General features: G+C 67.3%; 18 protein-coding genes. 7 read left to right on the top strand and 11 right to left on the bottom strand.

Annotated features, from left to right (window positions below):
* Nucleotides 1-5: 5 nt before the first annotated feature.
* The 5 genes from HMPREF3113_RS10760 to HMPREF3113_RS10740 all read left to right on the top strand — a co-directional run bounded on the left by HMPREF3113_RS10760 (nt 6) and on the right by HMPREF3113_RS10740 (nt 3,792).
* Nucleotides 6-848 (top strand): response regulator, encoded by an 843-nt coding sequence (locus HMPREF3113_RS10760; RefSeq protein WP_019183513.1) that lies wholly within the window; start codon nt 6-8, stop codon nt 846-848.
* On the top strand, nt 845-1,564 hold the full coding sequence (ung, locus tag HMPREF3113_RS10755; protein WP_070472228.1) for a uracil-DNA glycosylase: 720 nt from the start codon (nt 845-847) through the stop codon (nt 1,562-1,564). The genes HMPREF3113_RS10760 and ung overlap by 4 nt, the downstream gene beginning before the upstream one ends.
* Nucleotides 1,565-2,058: 494 nt before the next feature.
* Complete coding sequence (gene rpoH, locus HMPREF3113_RS10750) at nt 2,059-2,934, top strand: RNA polymerase sigma factor RpoH (protein WP_019183519.1); 876 nt, start codon at nt 2,059-2,061, stop codon at nt 2,932-2,934.
* A gap of 158 nt (nt 2,935-3,092) precedes the next feature.
* Nucleotides 3,093-3,476, top strand: a complete 384-nt coding sequence (locus tag HMPREF3113_RS10745; protein WP_070472598.1) for a type II toxin-antitoxin system RelE/ParE family toxin — start codon at nt 3,093-3,095, stop codon at nt 3,474-3,476.
* Nucleotides 3,460-3,792 carry a helix-turn-helix domain-containing protein gene (locus HMPREF3113_RS10740; RefSeq protein WP_070472225.1) on the top strand — a complete coding sequence of 111 codons (333 nt, stop codon included), beginning with the start codon at nt 3,460-3,462 and terminating at the stop codon, nt 3,790-3,792. The genes HMPREF3113_RS10745 and HMPREF3113_RS10740 overlap by 17 nt, the downstream gene beginning before the upstream one ends.
* Before the next feature lie 64 nt (nt 3,793-3,856).
* On the opposite strand, the gene purD is transcribed toward HMPREF3113_RS10740, so the two are convergent.
* The 6 genes from purD to prmA all read right to left on the bottom strand — a co-directional run bounded on the left by purD (nt 3,857) and on the right by prmA (nt 10,206).
* Nucleotides 3,857-5,143 carry a phosphoribosylamine--glycine ligase gene (gene purD, locus HMPREF3113_RS10735; RefSeq protein WP_070472222.1) on the bottom strand — a complete coding sequence of 429 codons (1,287 nt, stop codon included), beginning with the start codon at nt 5,141-5,143 and terminating at the stop codon, nt 3,857-3,859.
* A 93-nt stretch (nt 5,144-5,236) separates the two neighbouring features.
* A complete protein-coding gene (locus tag HMPREF3113_RS10730) occupies nt 5,237-6,172 on the bottom strand; it encodes a hypothetical protein (protein ID WP_070472220.1) in 936 nt (311 codons plus the stop codon).
* Nucleotides 6,173-6,189: 17 nt separating this feature from the next.
* Complete coding sequence (gene purH / locus HMPREF3113_RS10725; RefSeq protein ID WP_070472217.1) at nt 6,190-7,773, bottom strand: bifunctional phosphoribosylaminoimidazolecarboxamide formyltransferase/IMP cyclohydrolase; 1,584 nt, start codon at nt 7,771-7,773, stop codon at nt 6,190-6,192.
* Nucleotides 7,774-7,948: 175 nt separating this feature from the next.
* Nucleotides 7,949-8,224, bottom strand: coding sequence for a DNA-binding transcriptional regulator Fis (fis, locus tag HMPREF3113_RS10720; RefSeq protein WP_026069829.1), 276 nt, complete (start codon nt 8,222-8,224; stop codon nt 7,949-7,951).
* Nucleotides 8,225-8,337: 113 nt separating this feature from the next.
* Nucleotides 8,338-9,255, bottom strand: a complete 918-nt coding sequence (locus HMPREF3113_RS10715; protein ID WP_070472215.1) for a DUF3426 domain-containing protein — start codon at nt 9,253-9,255, stop codon at nt 8,338-8,340.
* A 30-nt stretch (nt 9,256-9,285) separates the two neighbouring features.
* Nucleotides 9,286-10,206 (bottom strand): 50S ribosomal protein L11 methyltransferase, encoded by a 921-nt coding sequence (gene prmA, locus HMPREF3113_RS10710; RefSeq protein WP_070472212.1) that lies wholly within the window; start codon nt 10,204-10,206, stop codon nt 9,286-9,288.
* 188 nt (nt 10,207-10,394) lie between these two features.
* Between prmA and HMPREF3113_RS10705 the strand changes: the two genes are divergently transcribed.
* On the top strand, nt 10,395-11,357 hold the full coding sequence (locus tag HMPREF3113_RS10705) for a hypothetical protein (RefSeq protein WP_019183528.1): 963 nt from the start codon (nt 10,395-10,397) through the stop codon (nt 11,355-11,357).
* The gene (locus tag HMPREF3113_RS10700) at nt 11,354-11,728 is read left to right on the top strand and encodes a hypothetical protein (protein ID WP_019183529.1); all 375 of its coding nucleotides are present in this window, start codon (nt 11,354-11,356) and stop codon (nt 11,726-11,728) included. Before HMPREF3113_RS10705 ends, HMPREF3113_RS10700 begins: the two co-directional genes overlap by 4 nt.
* 172 nt (nt 11,729-11,900) lie before the next feature.
* Here HMPREF3113_RS10700 and accC read toward each other — a convergent pair whose 3' ends face one another.
* The 5 genes from accC to HMPREF3113_RS10675 all read right to left on the bottom strand — a co-directional run bounded on the left by accC (nt 11,901) and on the right by HMPREF3113_RS10675 (nt 17,629).
* Nucleotides 11,901-13,268, bottom strand: a complete 1,368-nt coding sequence (gene accC / locus HMPREF3113_RS10695; protein WP_019183530.1) for an acetyl-CoA carboxylase biotin carboxylase subunit — start codon at nt 13,266-13,268, stop codon at nt 11,901-11,903.
* 10 nt (nt 13,269-13,278) lie between these two features.
* Nucleotides 13,279-13,767 (bottom strand): acetyl-CoA carboxylase biotin carboxyl carrier protein, encoded by a 489-nt coding sequence (gene accB / locus HMPREF3113_RS10690; RefSeq protein ID WP_070472209.1) that lies wholly within the window; start codon nt 13,765-13,767, stop codon nt 13,279-13,281.
* A 55-nt stretch (nt 13,768-13,822) separates the two neighbouring features.
* The gene (locus HMPREF3113_RS10685; RefSeq protein WP_070472205.1) at nt 13,823-14,245 is read right to left on the bottom strand and encodes a lysozyme inhibitor LprI family protein; all 423 of its coding nucleotides are present in this window, start codon (nt 14,243-14,245) and stop codon (nt 13,823-13,825) included.
* Nucleotides 14,245-14,694 carry a type II 3-dehydroquinate dehydratase gene (gene aroQ / locus HMPREF3113_RS10680; RefSeq protein WP_070472202.1) on the bottom strand — a complete coding sequence of 150 codons (450 nt, stop codon included), beginning with the start codon at nt 14,692-14,694 and terminating at the stop codon, nt 14,245-14,247. Before aroQ ends, HMPREF3113_RS10685 begins: the two co-directional genes overlap by 1 nt.
* Before the next feature lie 139 nt (nt 14,695-14,833).
* The gene (locus tag HMPREF3113_RS10675; protein WP_254665281.1) at nt 14,834-17,629 is read right to left on the bottom strand and encodes a PAS domain-containing hybrid sensor histidine kinase/response regulator; all 2,796 of its coding nucleotides are present in this window, start codon (nt 17,627-17,629) and stop codon (nt 14,834-14,836) included.
* Nucleotides 17,630-17,791 lie beyond the last annotated feature (162 nt).

Raw genomic sequence — 17,791 nt, 5'->3', positions numbered from 1 at the left:
CCCGCATGCGTCCGCAAGCCCTCAAGCACCTCGTCGACGACGCACCGCGCGTGATGGTCGTCGATGGCTCCCGGCTGGTCCGCAAGTTGATCGCCGATGTGCTGCAACGCGAACTGCCGGCGGTGGAGGTGGTGGGCTGTGCGAGCATCGCCGAGGCGCGGGCGGCGCTGGATGCCGGCCCGGTCAGCCTGGTCACCACCTCGCTCACGCTGAGCGATGGCGACGGGCTCGACCTGGCGCGCATCGTGCGCGACGCCGCGGGGCAGGCCTACGTACCGGTGATCGTGGTCTCCGGCGATGCGCAGCAGCATCTGGAGCAGCGTCGCTTCACTGAGTACGTCACCGACTATTTCGACAAGGCGCTCGGTCACGAAGCGCTGGCCACCTTCATCCGCGGCTATGTGCAGCCGGAGACGATTCCCGGCGCGACGATCCTGTACGTTGAAGACAGCCGCGTCGTCGCCGAGGCGACCAAGCGCATGCTCGAACGGCAGGGCCTGAACGTGCTGCACGTGCTGACCGCCGAAGATGCGTTCGCGCTGCTCACCGCCGAGTCGCTTGGCCGCAGCAGCCATCGCATCGACCTGGTGCTGACCGATGTCACGCTCAAGGGCGAGCTCAGTGGTCGCGACGTGGTGCAGCGCGTGCGCGTGGATTTCGGCTACGGCAAACGCCGCCTGCCGGTGCTGGTGATGACCGGCGACGGCAACCCGCACAATCAATCCGGTCTGCTCCAGGCCGGTGCCAACGATCTGGTGCAGAAGCCGATCGAAGAGCGGCTGCTCATCACCAAGGTGCTGTTCCAGCTGCGTCTGTCCCGCCTCAACGACAAGCCTGCAGTGCGATGAATGACGATGTAGTACCCAGCATCCAGCTCGAACCGAGCTGGAAGACGCGTATCGGTGATTACCTGCTGCGGCCGGACATGCGGGAGTTGTCCGCTTTTCTGCGCCAGCGCAAAGCGGCCGGAGCCCAGGTGTTCCCACCGGGCCCGCAGATCTTTGCCGCCTTCGATGCCACGCCCTTCGACCAGGTCAAGGTGGTCATCCTCGGCCAGGATCCGTATCACGGGTACGGCCAGGCGCACGGCCTGAGCTTCTCGGTGATGCCGGGCGTGCCGGTACCGCCGTCGCTGCTCAACATCTACAAAGAGATCGAGGCCGATCTGGGCATTCCGCGCCCCGACCACGGGTGCCTGCTGCCGTGGGCGCATCGCGGCGTGCTGCTGCTCAACGCGGTGCTGACCGTGGAAGCGGGCAGCGCCGGTGCGCACCAGCGGCGCGGCTGGGAGGGCTTCACCGACCACGTGGTCGATACCCTCAACCGCGAGCGTGAGGGCGTGGTGTTCCTGCTGTGGGGCAGCTACGCCCAGCAGAAGGGCAAGGTCATCGATACCGGCCGGCACCGCGTGCTCAAGGCACCGCATCCGTCACCGTTGTCGGCGCATCGCGGCTTCCTGGGGTGCCGGCATTTCTCGATGACCAACGAGTACCTGCAGCGCCGCGGCCACGGCCGCATCGACTGGTCGCTGCCGCCGCGCGCTGCGCTGGAGCCGGCGGCGTAATCACTGGCGGTCGTCATCTAGACGGCCAGCATCTCGATGATGGATTGCCCCACCTGCCGCTTGCGGGTTGAACATGGCGGGGTATTGCCAGGCGTCGGTGAGTTCGGGCTGCCACGCATGGCGTGGATTACGGCTTCGGTGGGTTCGGGCTGCCACGCATGGCGTGGCACTACAGGGGATGGCGGTGTTGGCGGTCGGCTTCGTGGGGGCATGGGGGGTAGAGCCAAGCCATGCCTGGCTGAACTGCCGGCAACCTTTCCGGGATGAATGGGCGCTTCTGGCGGGCTGTTCAGCCAGAAAACACGTGATATCACCCAATTCATCACCCTATCCTATTGATTTCATGGGGGTTGATGCCTCGTTTCCAGGCTCTCGCCACTGTCATCATTTCGCGGTACGTTAGACGGGCAATCTGTACCAGCATCCCATCCACAGAACGCTGGAACTTCTTTCCCCTTTAGCAGTCCAATTCCGGGACTGCTAAGATGAGTGCTATGAGCCAGAACACCTCTACTGCCCTTGTGGCAAACAATCTCCCGATTCCCAGTGCGCTCGGTTCGCTGGACGCCTACATCGGTGCCGTGCACCAGATCCCGGTGCTGTCGGTCGATGACGAGCAGGATCTGGCCCGCCGCTTCCGCGACGAGCTGGATCTGGACGCCGCGCGCGAGCTGGTCCATTCCCACCTGCGCTTCGTGGTGCACGTCGCCCGTGGCTACAACGGCTACGGCCTGGCGCTGGGCGACCTGATCCAGGAAGGCAACATCGGCCTGATGAAGGCGGTGAAGCGCTTCGACCCGGACATGGGCGTTCGCCTGGTGTCGTTCGCGGTGCACTGGATCCGTGCGGAAATGCACGAGTTCATCCTCAAGAACTGGCGCATCGTCAAGGTCGCCACGACCAAGGCGCAGCGCAAGCTGTTCTTCAACCTGCGCAAGTCCAAGACCCGCCTGGGCTGGATGAACGCGGCCGAAGTCAGCGCGGTGGCCAAGGACCTGAACGTGTCCGAGCGTGAAGTGCTCGAGATGGAGTCGCGCCTGTCGGGTCGCGATATCGGTTTCGATCTCTCCAGCGATGACGATGACGATCATGCGCCGCCGTCGCCGGCTGCCTACCTGCGCGCCAACGAAGAAGATCCTTCGATGGCGTATGAGCGGATGGACAGCGAAGACAATCAGCTGCAGCTGCTGCGCGAAGGCATGGCCGAACTGGATGCGCGTTCGCGCGACATCATCCGCCGTCGCTGGTTGGACGCGGACAGCAAGGTGACGCTGCAGGAGCTGGCCGATGAGTACGGCGTGTCGGCCGAACGCATCCGCCAGGTCGAGGCGAATGCCCTGAAGAAGATGAAGGCGCTGTTTACTGCGTGATGCAGTGACTGGCGTGGTCACGCGAAAAGGCCCGGCGTGATGCCGGGCCTTTTCTGTTCTGGCAGCGCTGTACCTGTGTTTGCCCACTGATCTTTCCGACAGCCGGGCACGCCACGTGCTGATGTTCACGCCGTACCACTCAGTGGCACGGTATGATCATGCAACGTGTCTTCCGCACCCGGAGCTTCAACCGCAGCCTGCGCAGGTCTGCGCTCACCGCCGAGGCCCTGTGCCGCGCGGTCGATGAGATGCGTCGAGGCCTGGTGGATGCTGACCTGGGCGGTGGCATCTTCAAGAAGCGGGTGCGGTTGCCTGGTCGTGGTAAGCGCGGGAGTGTCCGGACCATCATCGCGGCCCCGGTGGGCACCAGTTGGTTCTTCCTGTTTGGCTATGAGAAGAACGAGCGCGCGACAATCAGTGCTACGGAACGGGATGCGCTCCAATTGTATGCCTCGGAATTTCTTGGAATGAGCTCGACACAGTTGGACCACGCCGTGAAATGCGGCGACCTGCAGGAGATCTGTCATGACAAAGACCTCTGAACGCGGGCGCGCGAAGAGCCGACTTCTGGAGGCCGTGCACGATGCTGCGGTCCACCTGCATGCGCATGGCGTCATCGATAAGCGTCGATTGATCTGCTACGACGCCCTGTGCCTGGAGCCGGTGCCCACGTACAGCAGCGCCCAGATCCGTGCACTTCGCACGTCGCTTGCGCTCAGCCAGCCGGTATTCGCAGGCGTTCTCAACACCAGCGTTTCAACGGTGCGCAGTTGGGAGCAGGGCGACAAGAAGCCCAGTGGGCCATCGCTGAAACTGTTGAACCTGATCGACCGGAAAGGCCTCGACGCCGTCCTCTAGAACAACGGCCCGGCAATGCCGGGCCGTTGCGCTGTACGGCAGCCGTCGCTGCCCTTGACCCGCCTCAGCCCTGCTCGCGCGCGATCGCCCGCCAGCCGATATCACCGCGGTGGAACTCATGCGCCCAGTGGATCGCACCGACGCCGGCGTAGGCGTTGCGCTGTGCTTCGCCCACCGTGCCGCCCAGTGCAGCCACGCACAGCACACGGCCGCCGGCGCTGAGCACCTGGCCCTGCGCGTCCAGCGTGGTGCCGGCATGGAACACCTTGGCCGTCGCGGCGACAGCGTCCAGGCCGTGGATCACGTCACCGGTGATCGGGGTCTCCGGATACGGCGAGGCCGCCATCACCACGCCCAGCGACGGGCGCGGGTCCCACTGCGCCTCCACGGTATCCAGGCGCTCGTCGATCGCCGCTTCGACCAGATCCACCAGGTCCGACTGCAGGCGCAGCATCACCGGCTGGGTTTCCGGATCGCCAAAGCGCACGTTGAATTCGATCACCTTCGGCGCGCCGCTGGCATCGATCATCAGGCCGGCATAGAGGAAGCCGGTGAACGGAATGCCGTCGGCGATCATGCCCTGCACGGTCGGGTTGACCACCTCGCGCATCACGCGCGCATGCACTTCATCGGTCACCACCGGGGCCGGCGAGTACGCGCCCATGCCGCCGGTGTTCGGGCCGGTGTCGCCGTCGCCGACGCGCTTGTGGTCCTGCGAGGTCGCCATCGGCAGCGCGGTCCTGCCGTCCACCATCGAGATGAAGCTGGCTTCTTCGCCGTCCAGGAATTCTTCGATCACCACGCGTGCGCCAGCATCGCCGAAGGCATTGCCGGAGAGCATGTCGCGCACCGCGTCCTCGGCCTCGGCCAGGGTCATCGCCACGATCACGCCCTTGCCGGCGGCCAGGCCATCGGCCTTGACCACGATCGGTGCGCCCTTCTCGCGCAGGTAGGCCAGCGCCGGCTCGACCTCGGTGTGCACGGCGTAGAACGCGGTCGGGATCTTGTGGCGGGCCAGGAAGTCCTTCGCATACGCCTTGCTGCCTTCCAGCTGCGCGGCGGCGGCGGTGGGCCCGAAGATGCGGTGCCCGGCGGCGCGGAAGCGATCGACCACACCGGCCACCAGCGGCACTTCCGGGCCGACCACGGTCAGGCCGATGCCTTCGGTGCCGACCAGTGCCAGCAGGCCGTCCAGGTCGGTGACCTTGACGGCCACGTTGCGGCACTTGGGTTCGGTCGCGGTGCCTGCATTGCCGGGGGCGACGATGACCTCGCGGACCTTCGCGGACTGGGCCAGCTTCCAGGCCAGGGCGTGTTCACGGCCGCCAGCGCCGATGACCAGGATCTTCAATGCAGTTCTCGCGTAAGAGGGCAGGAACGTGATTTTACGCGGTGCGGGCGGCGGGCGCATTCGGGCGGTCGGCTGCCGTGGCAACCCACGGCCTCAGCTGTCGGCGCAGCCGTCGCGCTGCAGGTCGTCCGGCACCGGATACGCGCGCTGCCGGGCATCGAAGATGAGGTGGTAGAACGCGGTCGCAGGTCCCGTGCAGTCGTGGCCGCTGGCACGCACCGTCAGCGGCCAGTAGCCCTCCACGGCGTTGCTGTCGCCCACGGTCGTGTTGAAGTCGACCGCGAACACGCCCTCGCCGCAGTCGGCCGGATTGCCGTCACAGCCGTGCAGGGCAAGGTTGTCGAGGTGATCGCGGTACCGGGCGACATCGCGCAGGCGATGGTTGTGTTCGGCGATGTAGCTGCGCCAGACGCGCCGATGGCCGCGCCGGTGTTCCTCGTGGGAGATCTGGAACGCGCGGCGCTGCGGGCCGAGCTGCGCGATCTGAACCGTGCCGGGTGAACCGTGGCGCCCGTACTGCCCCTGCAGGCGCTGGGCCATGACCAGCAGCGGATCATCGGCGGGCAGCTGCGCGAAGAAGCCGCCCCGGTTGGTTTTTTCCTCGTCCGTACCCACGCGCAGCACGTACAGATCGACCCGGCCCGGCTCGACCGTGGCGGCATCGTCCAGGGTCTGGCACACCGCCAGCAGGGTCTGTTCCTGACCGTCGGCCGTGGCCGTGTCACGCGCGCACACACGGCGGGTGACCGGGCGAAGTGCCTCCACCTCGGTGTCCTCCCACGCATCCTTCCACGGCGCATCCAGTGCGGCCTTGTCGCCATAGCGCAGGCGCAGGAAGGCCTGCAGGCGCTCGGTGTGATCGCCCCTGACGCGGATCGTGTCTTCTGGCTGCGCCGTGGTGTTGAGCACACGGTGCGGTTTGGCGGGCTCGGAAGACGCCCCCGGTTCACTGGCAGGCGTGCAGCCCAGCAGCCCCGCAGCAACGGCCATGACCACCGCTGCGAGGCGATTGCGGAGCGAGGACGACATCCGTGTCGATGCCAGCATCAGTGACGGAAGTGACGGACGCCGGTGAACACCATCGCCAGGCCATGCTCATCGGCGGCGGCGATCACTTCGTTGTCGCGCATCGAGCCACCCGGCTGGATCACCGCCTTGATGCCGGCGGCAGCGGCGGCATCGATGCCATCGCGGAACGGGAAGAACGCATCGGAGGCCATCACCGAGCCTTCCACCACCAGGTTCGCATCGGCGGCCTTGATGCCGGCGATGCGCGCCGAGTACACGCGGCTCATCTGGCCGGCGCCGACACCGATGGTGCGGTTGTCCTTGGCGTAGACGATCGCGTTGGACTTGACGAACTTGGCGACCTTCCAGGCGAACAGCAGATCGGCGAACTGCTTCTCGGTCGGCGCCAGCTTGCTCACCACGGTCAGTTCGTCGCGGCGCATGCCGCGGTTGTCGGCACTCTGCATCAGCAGGCCGGAACCAATCCGCTTGGTGTCGTAGTTGTTGAGGCCTTCGCCATGCGGAATGCGCAGCACGCGCACGTTGGCCTTTTTGGTCGCGTATTCCAGCGCGGCCGGCTCGTAATCCGGAGCGATCAGCACTTCAACGAACTGGCGGTCCAGGATCACCTTGGCGGTGGCCGCGTCCAGCGGCTGGTTGAAGGCGATGATGCCGCCGAAGGCACTGGTCGGGTCGGTCGCATAGGCCAGCTCGTAGGCATCGCCGTTGCCGGCGCCCACGGCCACGCCGCACGGGTTGGCGTGCTTGACGATCACGCAGGCCGGCACGTCGAACTGACGCACGCATTCCCACGCGGCATCGGCGTCGGCGAGGTTGTTGTAGCTCAGTTCCTTGCCCTGCAGCTGCTGGAAGGTGGCCAGCGTGCCCGGCACCGGGTACAGGTCGCGATAGAACGCGCCGCTCTGGTGCGGGTTCTCGCCGTAGCGCAGATCCATCACCTTCACGAAGTTCGAATTCATCTGGGCCGGAAACTCCGCGCGCACCGGCACGGCGGTGTCGGTGGTGGTCACGGCCGAGAGGTAATTGCTGATCGCCGCGTCGTACTGGGCCACGCGGTTGAACGCGGCGACCGAAAAGGCGAAGCGCTTGGCCGCCGACAGCTTGCCGTCATTGGCGTCCAGTTCGGCCAGCAGTTCGTCGTACTGCGACGGATCGGTCGCCACCGCCACGCGGGCGAAATTCTTTGCGGCCGAACGCAGCATCGCCGGGCCACCGATGTCGATGTTCTCCACGGCGTCTTCGAGGGTGCAGTCCGCCTTGGCGGTGACCGATTCGAACGGATACAGGTTCAGCACCAGCAGATCGATCGCGCCGATGCCGTGTTCGGCCATGACGGCGTCATCCAGCCCGGCGCGGCCGAGCAGGCCGCCGTGCACCATCGGGTGCAGGGTCTTGACCCGGCCATCCATCATTTCCGGGAAGCCGGTGACGTCGGCGACATCTTTCACTGCCAGGCCAGCCTCGCGGATCGCCTTGGCGGTCCCGCCGGTGGAGAGCAGCTCCACGTTGCGCGCAGCGAGGGCGCGGGCCAGGTCGATCAGACCGGTTTTGTCGGAAACGGACAGCAGGGCCCGGCGCACGGGCAGCAGATCGGAACTCATGGGGGCAGGAGATCGAAGCGGAGCGGGGCCATATTGTAGGCCAGTGGCGCTGGCATGGCCGCGTTGGTGGTCACCACGACGGCCTGCGGGCCCCTGAAACGACGAAGGCCGGTACCGAGGCGTGCTCGATCCGGCCTTCTTTTCCTCGGGAACGATGCGCGCGCCCGGCCCGGCATCAGGTGGTGATGCCGTATTCCTTCAGCTTCTTGCGCAGGGTGGCGCGGTGGATGCCGAGCATCGAAGCGGCGCGGCTCTGGTTGCCTTCGCAATGGTTGAGCACTTCCACGAACAGCGGGATTTCCATCTCGCGCAGCACGATCTCGTAGACATCGTCCGCATCGCAGCCATCCAGGTCCCGCAGGTAGCGCCTGACCGACTGGGCCACGTGTTCGCGCAGGGGTGGCTTGGGCGCGCCACGACTGTTGTCAGGACGAGAAAGGACAGCGTTCAAGGAGTTTCCCGGTGCAAGAGCCGGGGCGGACAACAGCCCACGGCGGAATGATGATGGGGTCAGTCTAGCGCGTGCGTGGGCCGCCTGCCACGCTCTGGCAGCCCGGCGGTGCCTCAGAGGAACTCAAAGGTGAATGCGACCGTAGACGCCGCAGGCTCCCGCACGCGGAAGGCGATCTGTGCGCTCTGGCCCGGTTCCAGCGTGGCGGCCGGGTCCGTCGCGCGATCCAGATAGTCGGCCGGCGCGAACACATTGGTGCCGATCACGCGGCCATCGGCATCGGACAGGGACAGCCGCAGCGACGGCCAGGCCTGGGCCCAGCGTGCATCGTTGCGGATGCTCGCCTGCACCTGCAGCGCGCCGGCCACGCCGGCAACGGGGCGTACATCGCGGCTGAGCATGCTGAAAGCGGTCGGTTCGCGCCAGGCCGGCAAGGCGCAGCGCAGCACGCTGCACAGCCCGGCAATCCACGGCCGCGTGCCGGCATCGGCAGCCAGCCGGGCGCGGTCGGCCACCGCGATCTGCACCAGCAGCAGCGCGGCCAGCCCGGCAACCATGCCCCACTGCCAGCGCGGCGTGCGCAGGCGCGCACCGGGCAGGCGCAGGAAGCTCGGCGTGGTGATCGCGTCGGCTGGCGGCAGGGCAGCCGTGGGCGGGGTGGGTGCGTTCCCGCCCAGGGCGCGCCCGTCATCGGGCAGCGCTGTCGAAGGCGATGGCGCTGGCGCTGGCGCCTGCCCGACCGGCGCGGCTGCGGGCGCCGCGTCGGCGACGAACCGGTATGCGGCATCAGCGTCGGAGTCGACCCCGATGCCAGGTGCCAGCGCGGACCGCTGCGGCGCATGCAGCGGCTGTGCATCGATCACCTGTTCCACCGCCAGCGGCGCGATGCGATCGCCCACGGATGTCATCGACGGCGCAGGCGGCGTGTCATCGGGTACGGCCGGACGATCCGCCGGTTCGGCCGGGGCCGGCGCAGACGGACGCAGGAACGTGGCGAGCGGGCGTCGCGGCGGCATCGGAGGCTCGGACATGGGCACGGGACCGGGCAGGGGACGGGCTATTCAAGCACGGCGGACGCCGGTGATGCGCATCCAGTCGCCATCCTGTGCCACGGCCAGCTGCTCGAAGGCCGGGGCATAGCGCTCCAGCAGTTCACCTTCCTGCCCGTGCAGGATGCCCGACAGCGCGATGCGACCGCCCGGCGCGACGCGCGCGGCCAGCACATCGGCCAGTGCATCCAGCGCCGAGGCGAGGATGTTCGCCACCACCACCGGGTACGTGGCCTGCGGTTCGTCCTCCGGCAGATAGACCTGCACCCGGTCCTGAAGACCATTGCGCTCGGCGTTGTCACGGGTGGCGATCACCGCCTGCGGGTCGTTGTCCACGCCCACCGCGCGGGCAGCCCCCAGCTTCAGCGCCGCCAGGGCGAGGATGCCCGAGCCGCAGCCGAAATCGAGCACGGTGTTGCCGGCCAGCGCACCTTCGGTGGCCAGCCCGTCCAGCCAACGCAGGCACAGCGCGGTGGTGGGGTGGGTGCCCGAACCGAACGCCAGGCCCGGGTCCAGGCGGACCACGGCGGCATCCTCGGCCTGCGCGGCCTCCGGCAGGTCGTGGTTCCACGGCACGATCCAGGTGCGGTCGCCGAAGGCCATCGGCTGGAACTGGTCGATCCAGGCGCGTTCCCAGTCTTCGTCGGCCACGGCGCGGAAGCTGGCATTTGCCCAGTCCAGGCCCGGATCGAAGGCGTCCAGCGCGGCCAGCAGGGCCAGCGCATTGGTGTCGCCCGGGAACAGCGCGGTCAGCACCAGGTCGTTCCACAGTGGCGTCTCGCCCACGCCCGGCTCCAGGATCGCGCGCTCGTTGCTGGTGTCGGCATCGGCATCGAGCAGGGTCACCGCCAGCGCGCCCACGTCGTCCAGCGCATTCTCATAGCGCGGCTGGGTGGCTTCGGTGCAGTGCAAGGTCAGTTCCAGGAAGGGCATGGGGGCAGGGGACCGGCGGAAAACCGTGCATGTTAGACCAGTGCGGGCCGATGGTCCCGGCGGCCGCGCGGCGCGGGCGTCTCGCCGGCCGGTAAGATTGGCCTGACAGCCGGTTCAGACAGCCTCGCGGGCGCTTGCTAAACTGGGCGTTCTGCTGTCAACCGCTGACAGCCTGTGACGTCCTGCCCATGGCGCTCGTGCCGACCCTGAAAACCTGGTTGCTGGTCGTACCGGCCCTGGCGTTGCTGGGGGTGGTGGGCTATCGCGCGGGCGATCGGGTGCTGCACGCCGAACCGGCCACCTCGCAGGTGGATGGGCCCCAGGCCGGCGAGGCCACCAGCGCGGTTCCGGCCGAAGCGCGGCAGCTGGCCCGGCGTCTGCTCGGCAGCGAGCGCGGCACCGCGGTGGCCTCGGGCCTTCCGCTGGACCTGCGCGCGGATATCGAAGGCGACACCGACTTGTTCGCCTACGCGCAGCGGCTGCAGTTCCAGGCCGCCAATGGCAACGCCGAGGCCGGGTGGATGGTGAGCCGGGTGTACGACTACTGCGCCATGTACGCGATGGACCCGGGCGGTTACCAGCTCGACAACACCCTGCTCACCGGCATGGGCATGAGCGCGTCGGCACCGATGGTCGCCGCGCGCGAGCGCGTGTCGCGCCGCTGCGCGGGTTTCGTCAGCAGCGATAATCTCGGCCGCCCGTTGATCCTGACCCAGCGTCTGGAGGCGGCCAAGGCCGGCAACCTGGCTGCGGAGGCGTCGCTGTTCGCCGAAGGTCATCCGCTGGAAACCGCCCCGGCCTATCGTCGCGGCCTGGTCGAGCGCGTGATGGATTCGCGCGATCCGGAAGCCTTCATGGCGCTCGCGCCAGGCATGGGTCAGCGCGCCAGCGGGGACAGCGCGATGAGCGGCCTGGTGGCCGGCGATCAGTTCAGCGAACTGGCCTGGCGGCTGGCGGCCTGCGAACTGGGTATGGCGTGCGGCCCGGACAGTGTGCTGATGAACAATTTCTGCGCGAACGGAGGGATCTGTTCGCAGAACGGTGGGCAGGACTTTGCCACTTTTGTGTATGACGCCGCGGTATCGCGGCAAGGTGCGGGGAAAATGAACGTGTTGGTCGAAGAGCTGGTCAAGCAGAGGAATGGGCGATGAATTACCGTCGAATCCTGCACGGTGCGAAATTCTGGTTCTGGGTCGCGTTGTTCGTCGCGTACTCGGCCGGAGCAGTGGGCCTGGTGATGATCGATACCTACGATGATCGTTACCGAAGCCTGTCCAAGGTGCAGTTGACCTCGGTCAAGGCCGATGCCGAAGTGCGTCGTGCCGGTGCCAGTCAGGTCGCTGCGGTGTATCGCGCGCAGAGTGGCATGCCGTTCGCTTCGTTGCCGACCGGTAGCACCTTCCAGGTGGTGTGGCCGGATGGTTCCACCGAGACGATGGTGATCGTCGATCCGACCTCGTCGCTGGGCGTGGAGCCGGTGAAGAATTCGCAGGTCACCGCGGCCGATACCGCCAAGCGGTAAGCACGCGCGGCATGCCCCGCCCTGCGGGGCCGCGGCGTGCCTTCGCCATGGCTCGGGTCAACCAACCCCGGGTTGGCGCCACCGGCATCGCGGGCCATGGCAGCTCGGTTCGCGCAAACAAAAAGGCGGGGAAATCCCCGCCTTTCTGCTGTCCAGCGTCCCGCGCAAGCGATCAGGTCAACGCGATCGACTTGTTCTTGCGTTCGGCCAGGCGCTTTTCCAGGTAGTGGATGTTCTGTCCACCGGCCTGGAAGCCCTTGTCGCGCATGATGCGCTGCTGCAGCGCGACGTTGGTCTTGATGCCGTCCACGACCAGTTCGCTCAGCGCCACGCGCATGCGCGCGATCGCGGTCTCGCGATCCGGGCCGTGCACGATCAGCTTGCCGATCATCGAGTCGTAGTTCGGCGGCACGCGGTAACCACTGTAGATGTGGGTATCCACGCGCACACCGGGGCCACCCGGCGGATGGAACGCGGTGATCTGGCCCGGGCTCGGCACGAAGGTTTCGGCATCTTCGGCGTTGATGCGGCATTCGATCGCGTGGCCGGTCAGCACCACGTCGCTCTGCTTGATGCTCAGCTTCTGGCCGGCGGCGATGCGCAGCTGCTCGCAGACCAGGTCGATGCCGGTCACCATCTCCGTCACCGGATGTTCCACCTGCACGCGGGTGTTCATTTCGATGAAGTAGAAGCGACCGTCTTCGAACAGGAACTCGAAGGTACCCGCGCCGCGGTAGCCGATGCGGATGCAGGCTTCCACGCAGACCTTGCCGATCTCGTCGCGCAGCTCGGCGGTGATGCCCGGTGCCGGCGCTTCTTCCACCACTTTCTGGTGGCGGCGCTGCATGGAGCAGTCGCGTTCACCGAGGTGGATGGCGTTGCCCTGGCCGTCGGCAAGCACCTGGATCTCCACGTGGCGCGGATTCTCCAGGAACTTCTCCATGTAGACCTGATCGTTGCTGAAAGCGGCCTTGGCTTCGGACTTGGTGGTCTCGATCGCCGCCTTCAGCGAGGCCTCGGCATGCACCACGCGCATGCCACGACCGCCACCGCCACCGGAGGCCTTGATGATGACCGGGTAGCCGATCTCACGGGCGATCTTGGTGTTGGCCACGATGTCGTCGGTCAGCGGGCCGCCCGAGCCGGGCACGCACGGCACGCCGGCCGCCTTCATCGCGCGGATCGCTTCCACCTTGTCGCCCATCAGGCGGATGGTGTCGGCCTTGGGGCCGATGAAGATGAAACCGGATTCTTCCACGCGCTCGGCGAAGTCGGCGTTCTCCGAGAGGAAGCCGTACCCCGGGTGGATGGCCTGCGCGTCGGTGACTTCCGCCGCAGCGATCAGGGCCGGGATGTTGAGGTAGCTCTCCGAGGACGGTGCCGGACCGATGCAGACCGACTCGTCGGCCATGGCCACGTGCTTGAGGTTGCGGTCGACCGTGGAATGCACAGCCACCGTGCGGATGCCCAGGGTATGGCACGCGCGCAGGATGCGCAGCGCGATCTCCCCTCGGTTGGCAATAACGACTTTGTCGAGCATGGACTAATCCTTAGCCGATCACGAACAGCGGCTGGTCGAATTCGACCGGCTGGCCGTTTTCGCTCAGGATGGCGACGATGGTGCCGGAAACATCGGCTTCGATCGGGTTGAACATTTTCATCGCTTCGATGATCGCCAGCGTTTCACCGGCCTTGACGGCCTGGCCGACCGACACGAAGGCCGGCTTGTCCGGCGAGGACGAGGCATAGAAGGTGCCGACCATCGGCGCGCGCAGCACGTGGCCATCGGGCAGGGCGTTGCCGGCCTTGGCGGTGCCACCGGTGGAGGCTTCGGTCGGCGACTGCATCGGCATCGCCGGGGCAGCGGCCTGGGCCGGTGCCGGGGCCATCATCATCTGCGGCTGGGCCTGGACCATGCCGTAGCCGGAGACGGGCGCGCGCGACAGGCGCACGGACTCTTCGCCTTCCTTGATTTCGATTTCGGCGAGGTTCGACTCTTCCAGCAGGTCGATCAGCTTCTTGATTTTGCGGAGATCCATAGGGGCCTCTGTGGTCTTGATGTCAGTGGAGAGGGGAAAGCGCGGTGCGCTCGGGTCAAAGCAGTTCGTAGAAATCGCGCAGCTGCCGCGTACGGTCGCGCGCGAGGGTGGTCAGGCAATGCATCTGCGCGCCATTGCGCGAGGTGCCATCGGCGTTGAAGGCGTAGACCGCGTCGCAGTCGTGGTCGCGCAGCTGCATCCACGCGCGCTGGGCCAGGACCAGCTGCTTCTCGGCATCGGCGCAGTGCGTGCAGGCGCCTTCGGCAGCCTGGCTGCGCAACTGCTGGCGCGCCTGGGCATACACCGTGTTCAATTCGGTATCGGCCTCGCTGGCCACATCCGAGGCGCACAGGTCTGATTCCATGGTGCCGCTCGGCTGCGCGCAGTCGATGCCTTCCGCGCTGCGATCAGCGGCGATGGCGGCGCCAAACAGGCAGCCCCACAGCGCGACGCTGGCGAGGACACGCGGCAGCGTCATCACGCGGAGGTGGCCGCCAGCCGGGTCAGCGCTGCATCCATCGCATAGCGATAGCTGTCCGCCCCGAACCCACAGATCACCCCGACCGCCTTGTCGCTGAAATAGCTGTGCTGGCGGAAGGGCTCGCGCGCATGCGGGTTGGACAGGTGGATCTCGATGAACGGCACGTCCACCGCGGCCAGCGCATCGCGCAGGGCCACCGAGGTGTGGGTGAACGCTGCCGGGTTGATCAGGATGAAGGCGGTGCCGTCTTCACGGGCGGCCTGCACCCGATCCACCAGTACGTGCTCGGCGTTGGACTGCAGGTTCTCCAGGGCATGGCCGGCGGCCTGCGCCTGGGCCAGCAGGGCCTGGTCGATCTGCGCCAGCGTGGTGTGCCCATAGACCCCCGGCTCGCGCGTGCCGAGCAGGTTGAGGTTGGGGCCATGCAGGACCAGCAGTTTCGCCATGGGTGCCGAACAACAGGAAAGGGCGGAGTCTGGCGGAACTGGTGGATCGTGTCCAGTTCGGCGAAGTTACGCGTGTTTCAATCGTTTGTTTGAAATTCGCGTGCGATCCCTGTCCCAGCACGGCATGCCGGCGTCGGGATCACCGCACCTCCGCCAGCACCGCGCGCACCCGCAGCGCCAGATCTTCCAGCGTGAAGGGCTTGCCGATCACGTGGACTGCGGGGTCCAGCACCCCATCGTGTTCCAGCGCATTGCGGCTGTAGCCGGTGGTGAACAGCACTTTCAGGTCGGGCCGCCGTTTGAGGGCTTCGTCGGCCAGTTGCCGGCCGTTGACCTCCGGCATCACCACATCGGTGAACAGCAGCGCGATGTCCGGATGCTGCTCGAGCAGCGCCAGCGCGCCGGCCGCACCGTCGGCGGCAAGGACCGGGTAGCCCAGTTCGCTCAGCGCCTCGATGGAAAACTGTCGCACGCCCGGTTCGTCTTCCACGACCAGGACCAGCTCGCGGCCACCGCTCAGCGGGCGACTGTCCGCGGGTGCTGTCGAAGGACCCGGGTCGATCTCCCCCTCCCGGCGCGGGAGATACAGCGCCACCGTCGTTCCCTTGCCGAGCGAGGAATGGATCTTCACGTGCCCGGCCGATTGGCGGACGAAGCCGTACACCTGTGACAGGCCCAGCCCGGTGCCCTGGCCGACCTTCTTGGTGGTGAAGAACGGATCGAAGGCCTTGGCGATCACCTCCGGTGGCATGCCGCCCCCGTTGTCGGCCACCGTGATCAGCACGTACTCACCGGTGGGCACGTCGGCACGCATGGCGTCTGCGGCAGAGGCGATCCGGCAGTTGGCCGTTTCCACCACCAGCCGCCCGCCGCCCGGCAGCGCGTCGCGCGCGTTGACGGCCAGGTTGAGGATCACGTTCTCCAGCTGATTGGCATCGGCGAAGGTGCACCACACCTGCGCGGCCAGCACGGTCTCCAGGCGGATGTTGCTGCCCAGCGAATGCACCAGCAGGTCCGACATCCCGGCGATCAACCGGTTCACGTCCAAGGGCACCGGCTGCAGGGGCTGTTGCCGGGAAAACGCCAGCAGGCGCTGGGTCAGCTGCGCGGCCCGGGTCGCGCCGTCGATGGCCATGTCGATGTAGCGCTTGGCGCGCGGATCGCTGTCGCCCATGCGCATCGCAAGCAGGTCCAGCGGGCCGATCACGGTGGCGAGCATGTTGTTGAAGTCGTGCGCGATGCCGCCGGTCAACTGGCCCACCGCCTCCATCTTCTGGCTTTGGCGCAGGGCATCTTCCACGCGCGTGCGCTCGGCGACCTCTTCGAGCACGCGGCTCTCGAGGTGTTCGTTCAATTCCTGCAGGCGTGCGTCGGCGAGCTTGCGCGCCGTGATCTCGATCGCCACGCCGACCACCCGCACGCAGCGGTCGCCTTCGAAATGGCCACGCCCCTTTGCCGCCACCCAGCGCACGACACCGTCTTCCTTGCCGACGGTGCGGTACTCCACGTCGTAGAGCGCGCGCCGGGCCGGGTCGGCGGCGGCGGCGAAGGCCGCGAACGTTGCCTCGCTGTCATCGGGATGGATGCCGTCGTAGAAGTCGCGCAACGTCACTGCCACCCCGGGCGAGATGCCGAACATCGCCTTGGTCCGTGCCGGCCAGATCAGTTCATCGCGGACCAGGTCGACATCCCAGAAGCCCATGTCACCGGCCTCGGTGGCAAAGCGCAGGCGTTCCTCGCTCTTGGCCAGCGCAGCTTCGGCGGTATTGCGGACGGTCAGGTCGAGCATCGCGCCGATCATCCGCAGCGGCTCAGCCACGCCGCCACGCAATACGGTGCCGCGGTCGAGCACCGGCGCAAAGCTGCCATCGGCGCGCCGGAACCGGTATTCGCTGTTCCAGCTCGTCCCGCCGCCTTCGATCACCGCATGGATGTCGGCATCGACGCGCGCACGGTCATCGGGATGGATGTGGTCCAGCCACCACTGCGCCGTGGTCTCGGCCAGGGGATGACCGAACAGGGTGGTGAGCGCCTCGTTCCAGATCACATAGCCATCGGAGATCCGCCAGTCCCAGATCGCATCGTTGGTGGCCTGGGCGGCCAGCCGATAGCGCTCCTCCACTTCCAGGTGGCGCGCCTCGGCGGCCTTGCGGTCGGTGATGTCCAGCGAGGTGCCGACCAGGCCGACCACGGTGCCGTCGGCGTCACGCAACGGTGACTTGGTCGACAGCCAGTAGGCGCGCCGGCCATCGGGGAAGCTCACTTCCTCTTCGAGCTGCTCGGTCTGCCCGCTGGCCATGACCCGCTCGTCGGTGGCCATGACCGTGGCGGCCTGGGCTGGGTCGTTCAGCAGTTCGGCATCGGTGCGGCCCACGTACACCTCCGGCGGCAGGCCGATGAGGTCGGTGGTGCCGCGGTTGCCGATCAGGATTCGGCCCTGGCGGTCCTTGGCATACACCACGCCGGGCGCTGCCTCGACGAAGGAGCGCAGCAGGGTCTGTGCCTGGTCCCGCTCGGCTTCGATTCGGCGGCGTTCGTCGATATCGATGAGCACGCCGGGGAAGCCGATGGCCTCTCCCTGCGCATCGAGATCCACCCGGCCGATCGCTTCGATCCAGCGGTACGCGCCGTCCGGGCCGCGGGTACGGTACTGGTGCGCATAGCGACCGCCCCGGCGGACCGCCTCGGCGATCGCATCGGCCAGGCCGGCGCGGTCGTCGGGATGAACGGCGGCGACCACCTGTTCCAGCCGCAGTTCCGTGCGCGCCAGGGCAGGGTCCAGGCCATGGGCCAGGGCGAGGGCATCATCCACCGTGAGGTTGTCCCGGGCCACGTCCCAGAACCAGGTGCCGATGATCGCGCCGGCGGCCAGCGCCATCTTGACGCGCTCGGAATCCCGCTCGCGGTGGGAGCCGGGGGAAGGTGAAGAACTCAAGCGGTACCTGCGATCGGCGGGGGGCGGCTCCGGAACCCGGTGGCCCGTACTGCAGGCGACACGGGGCGGCAACGATAGGGTATCGCTGCCGGGCGCCGCTTTGGAACACCCCCCGTTCGCCCCCGCTGCCCGGGCTGGATCCCGTCGGTCGCCCGTGGCTCC

This window comes from Stenotrophomonas sp. HMSC10F06 (assembly GCF_001807865.1).
Classification (GTDB): Bacteria; Pseudomonadota; Gammaproteobacteria; order Xanthomonadales; family Xanthomonadaceae; genus Stenotrophomonas; species Stenotrophomonas bentonitica_A.
This window is presented reverse-complemented; position numbering and strand designations above follow the sequence as displayed.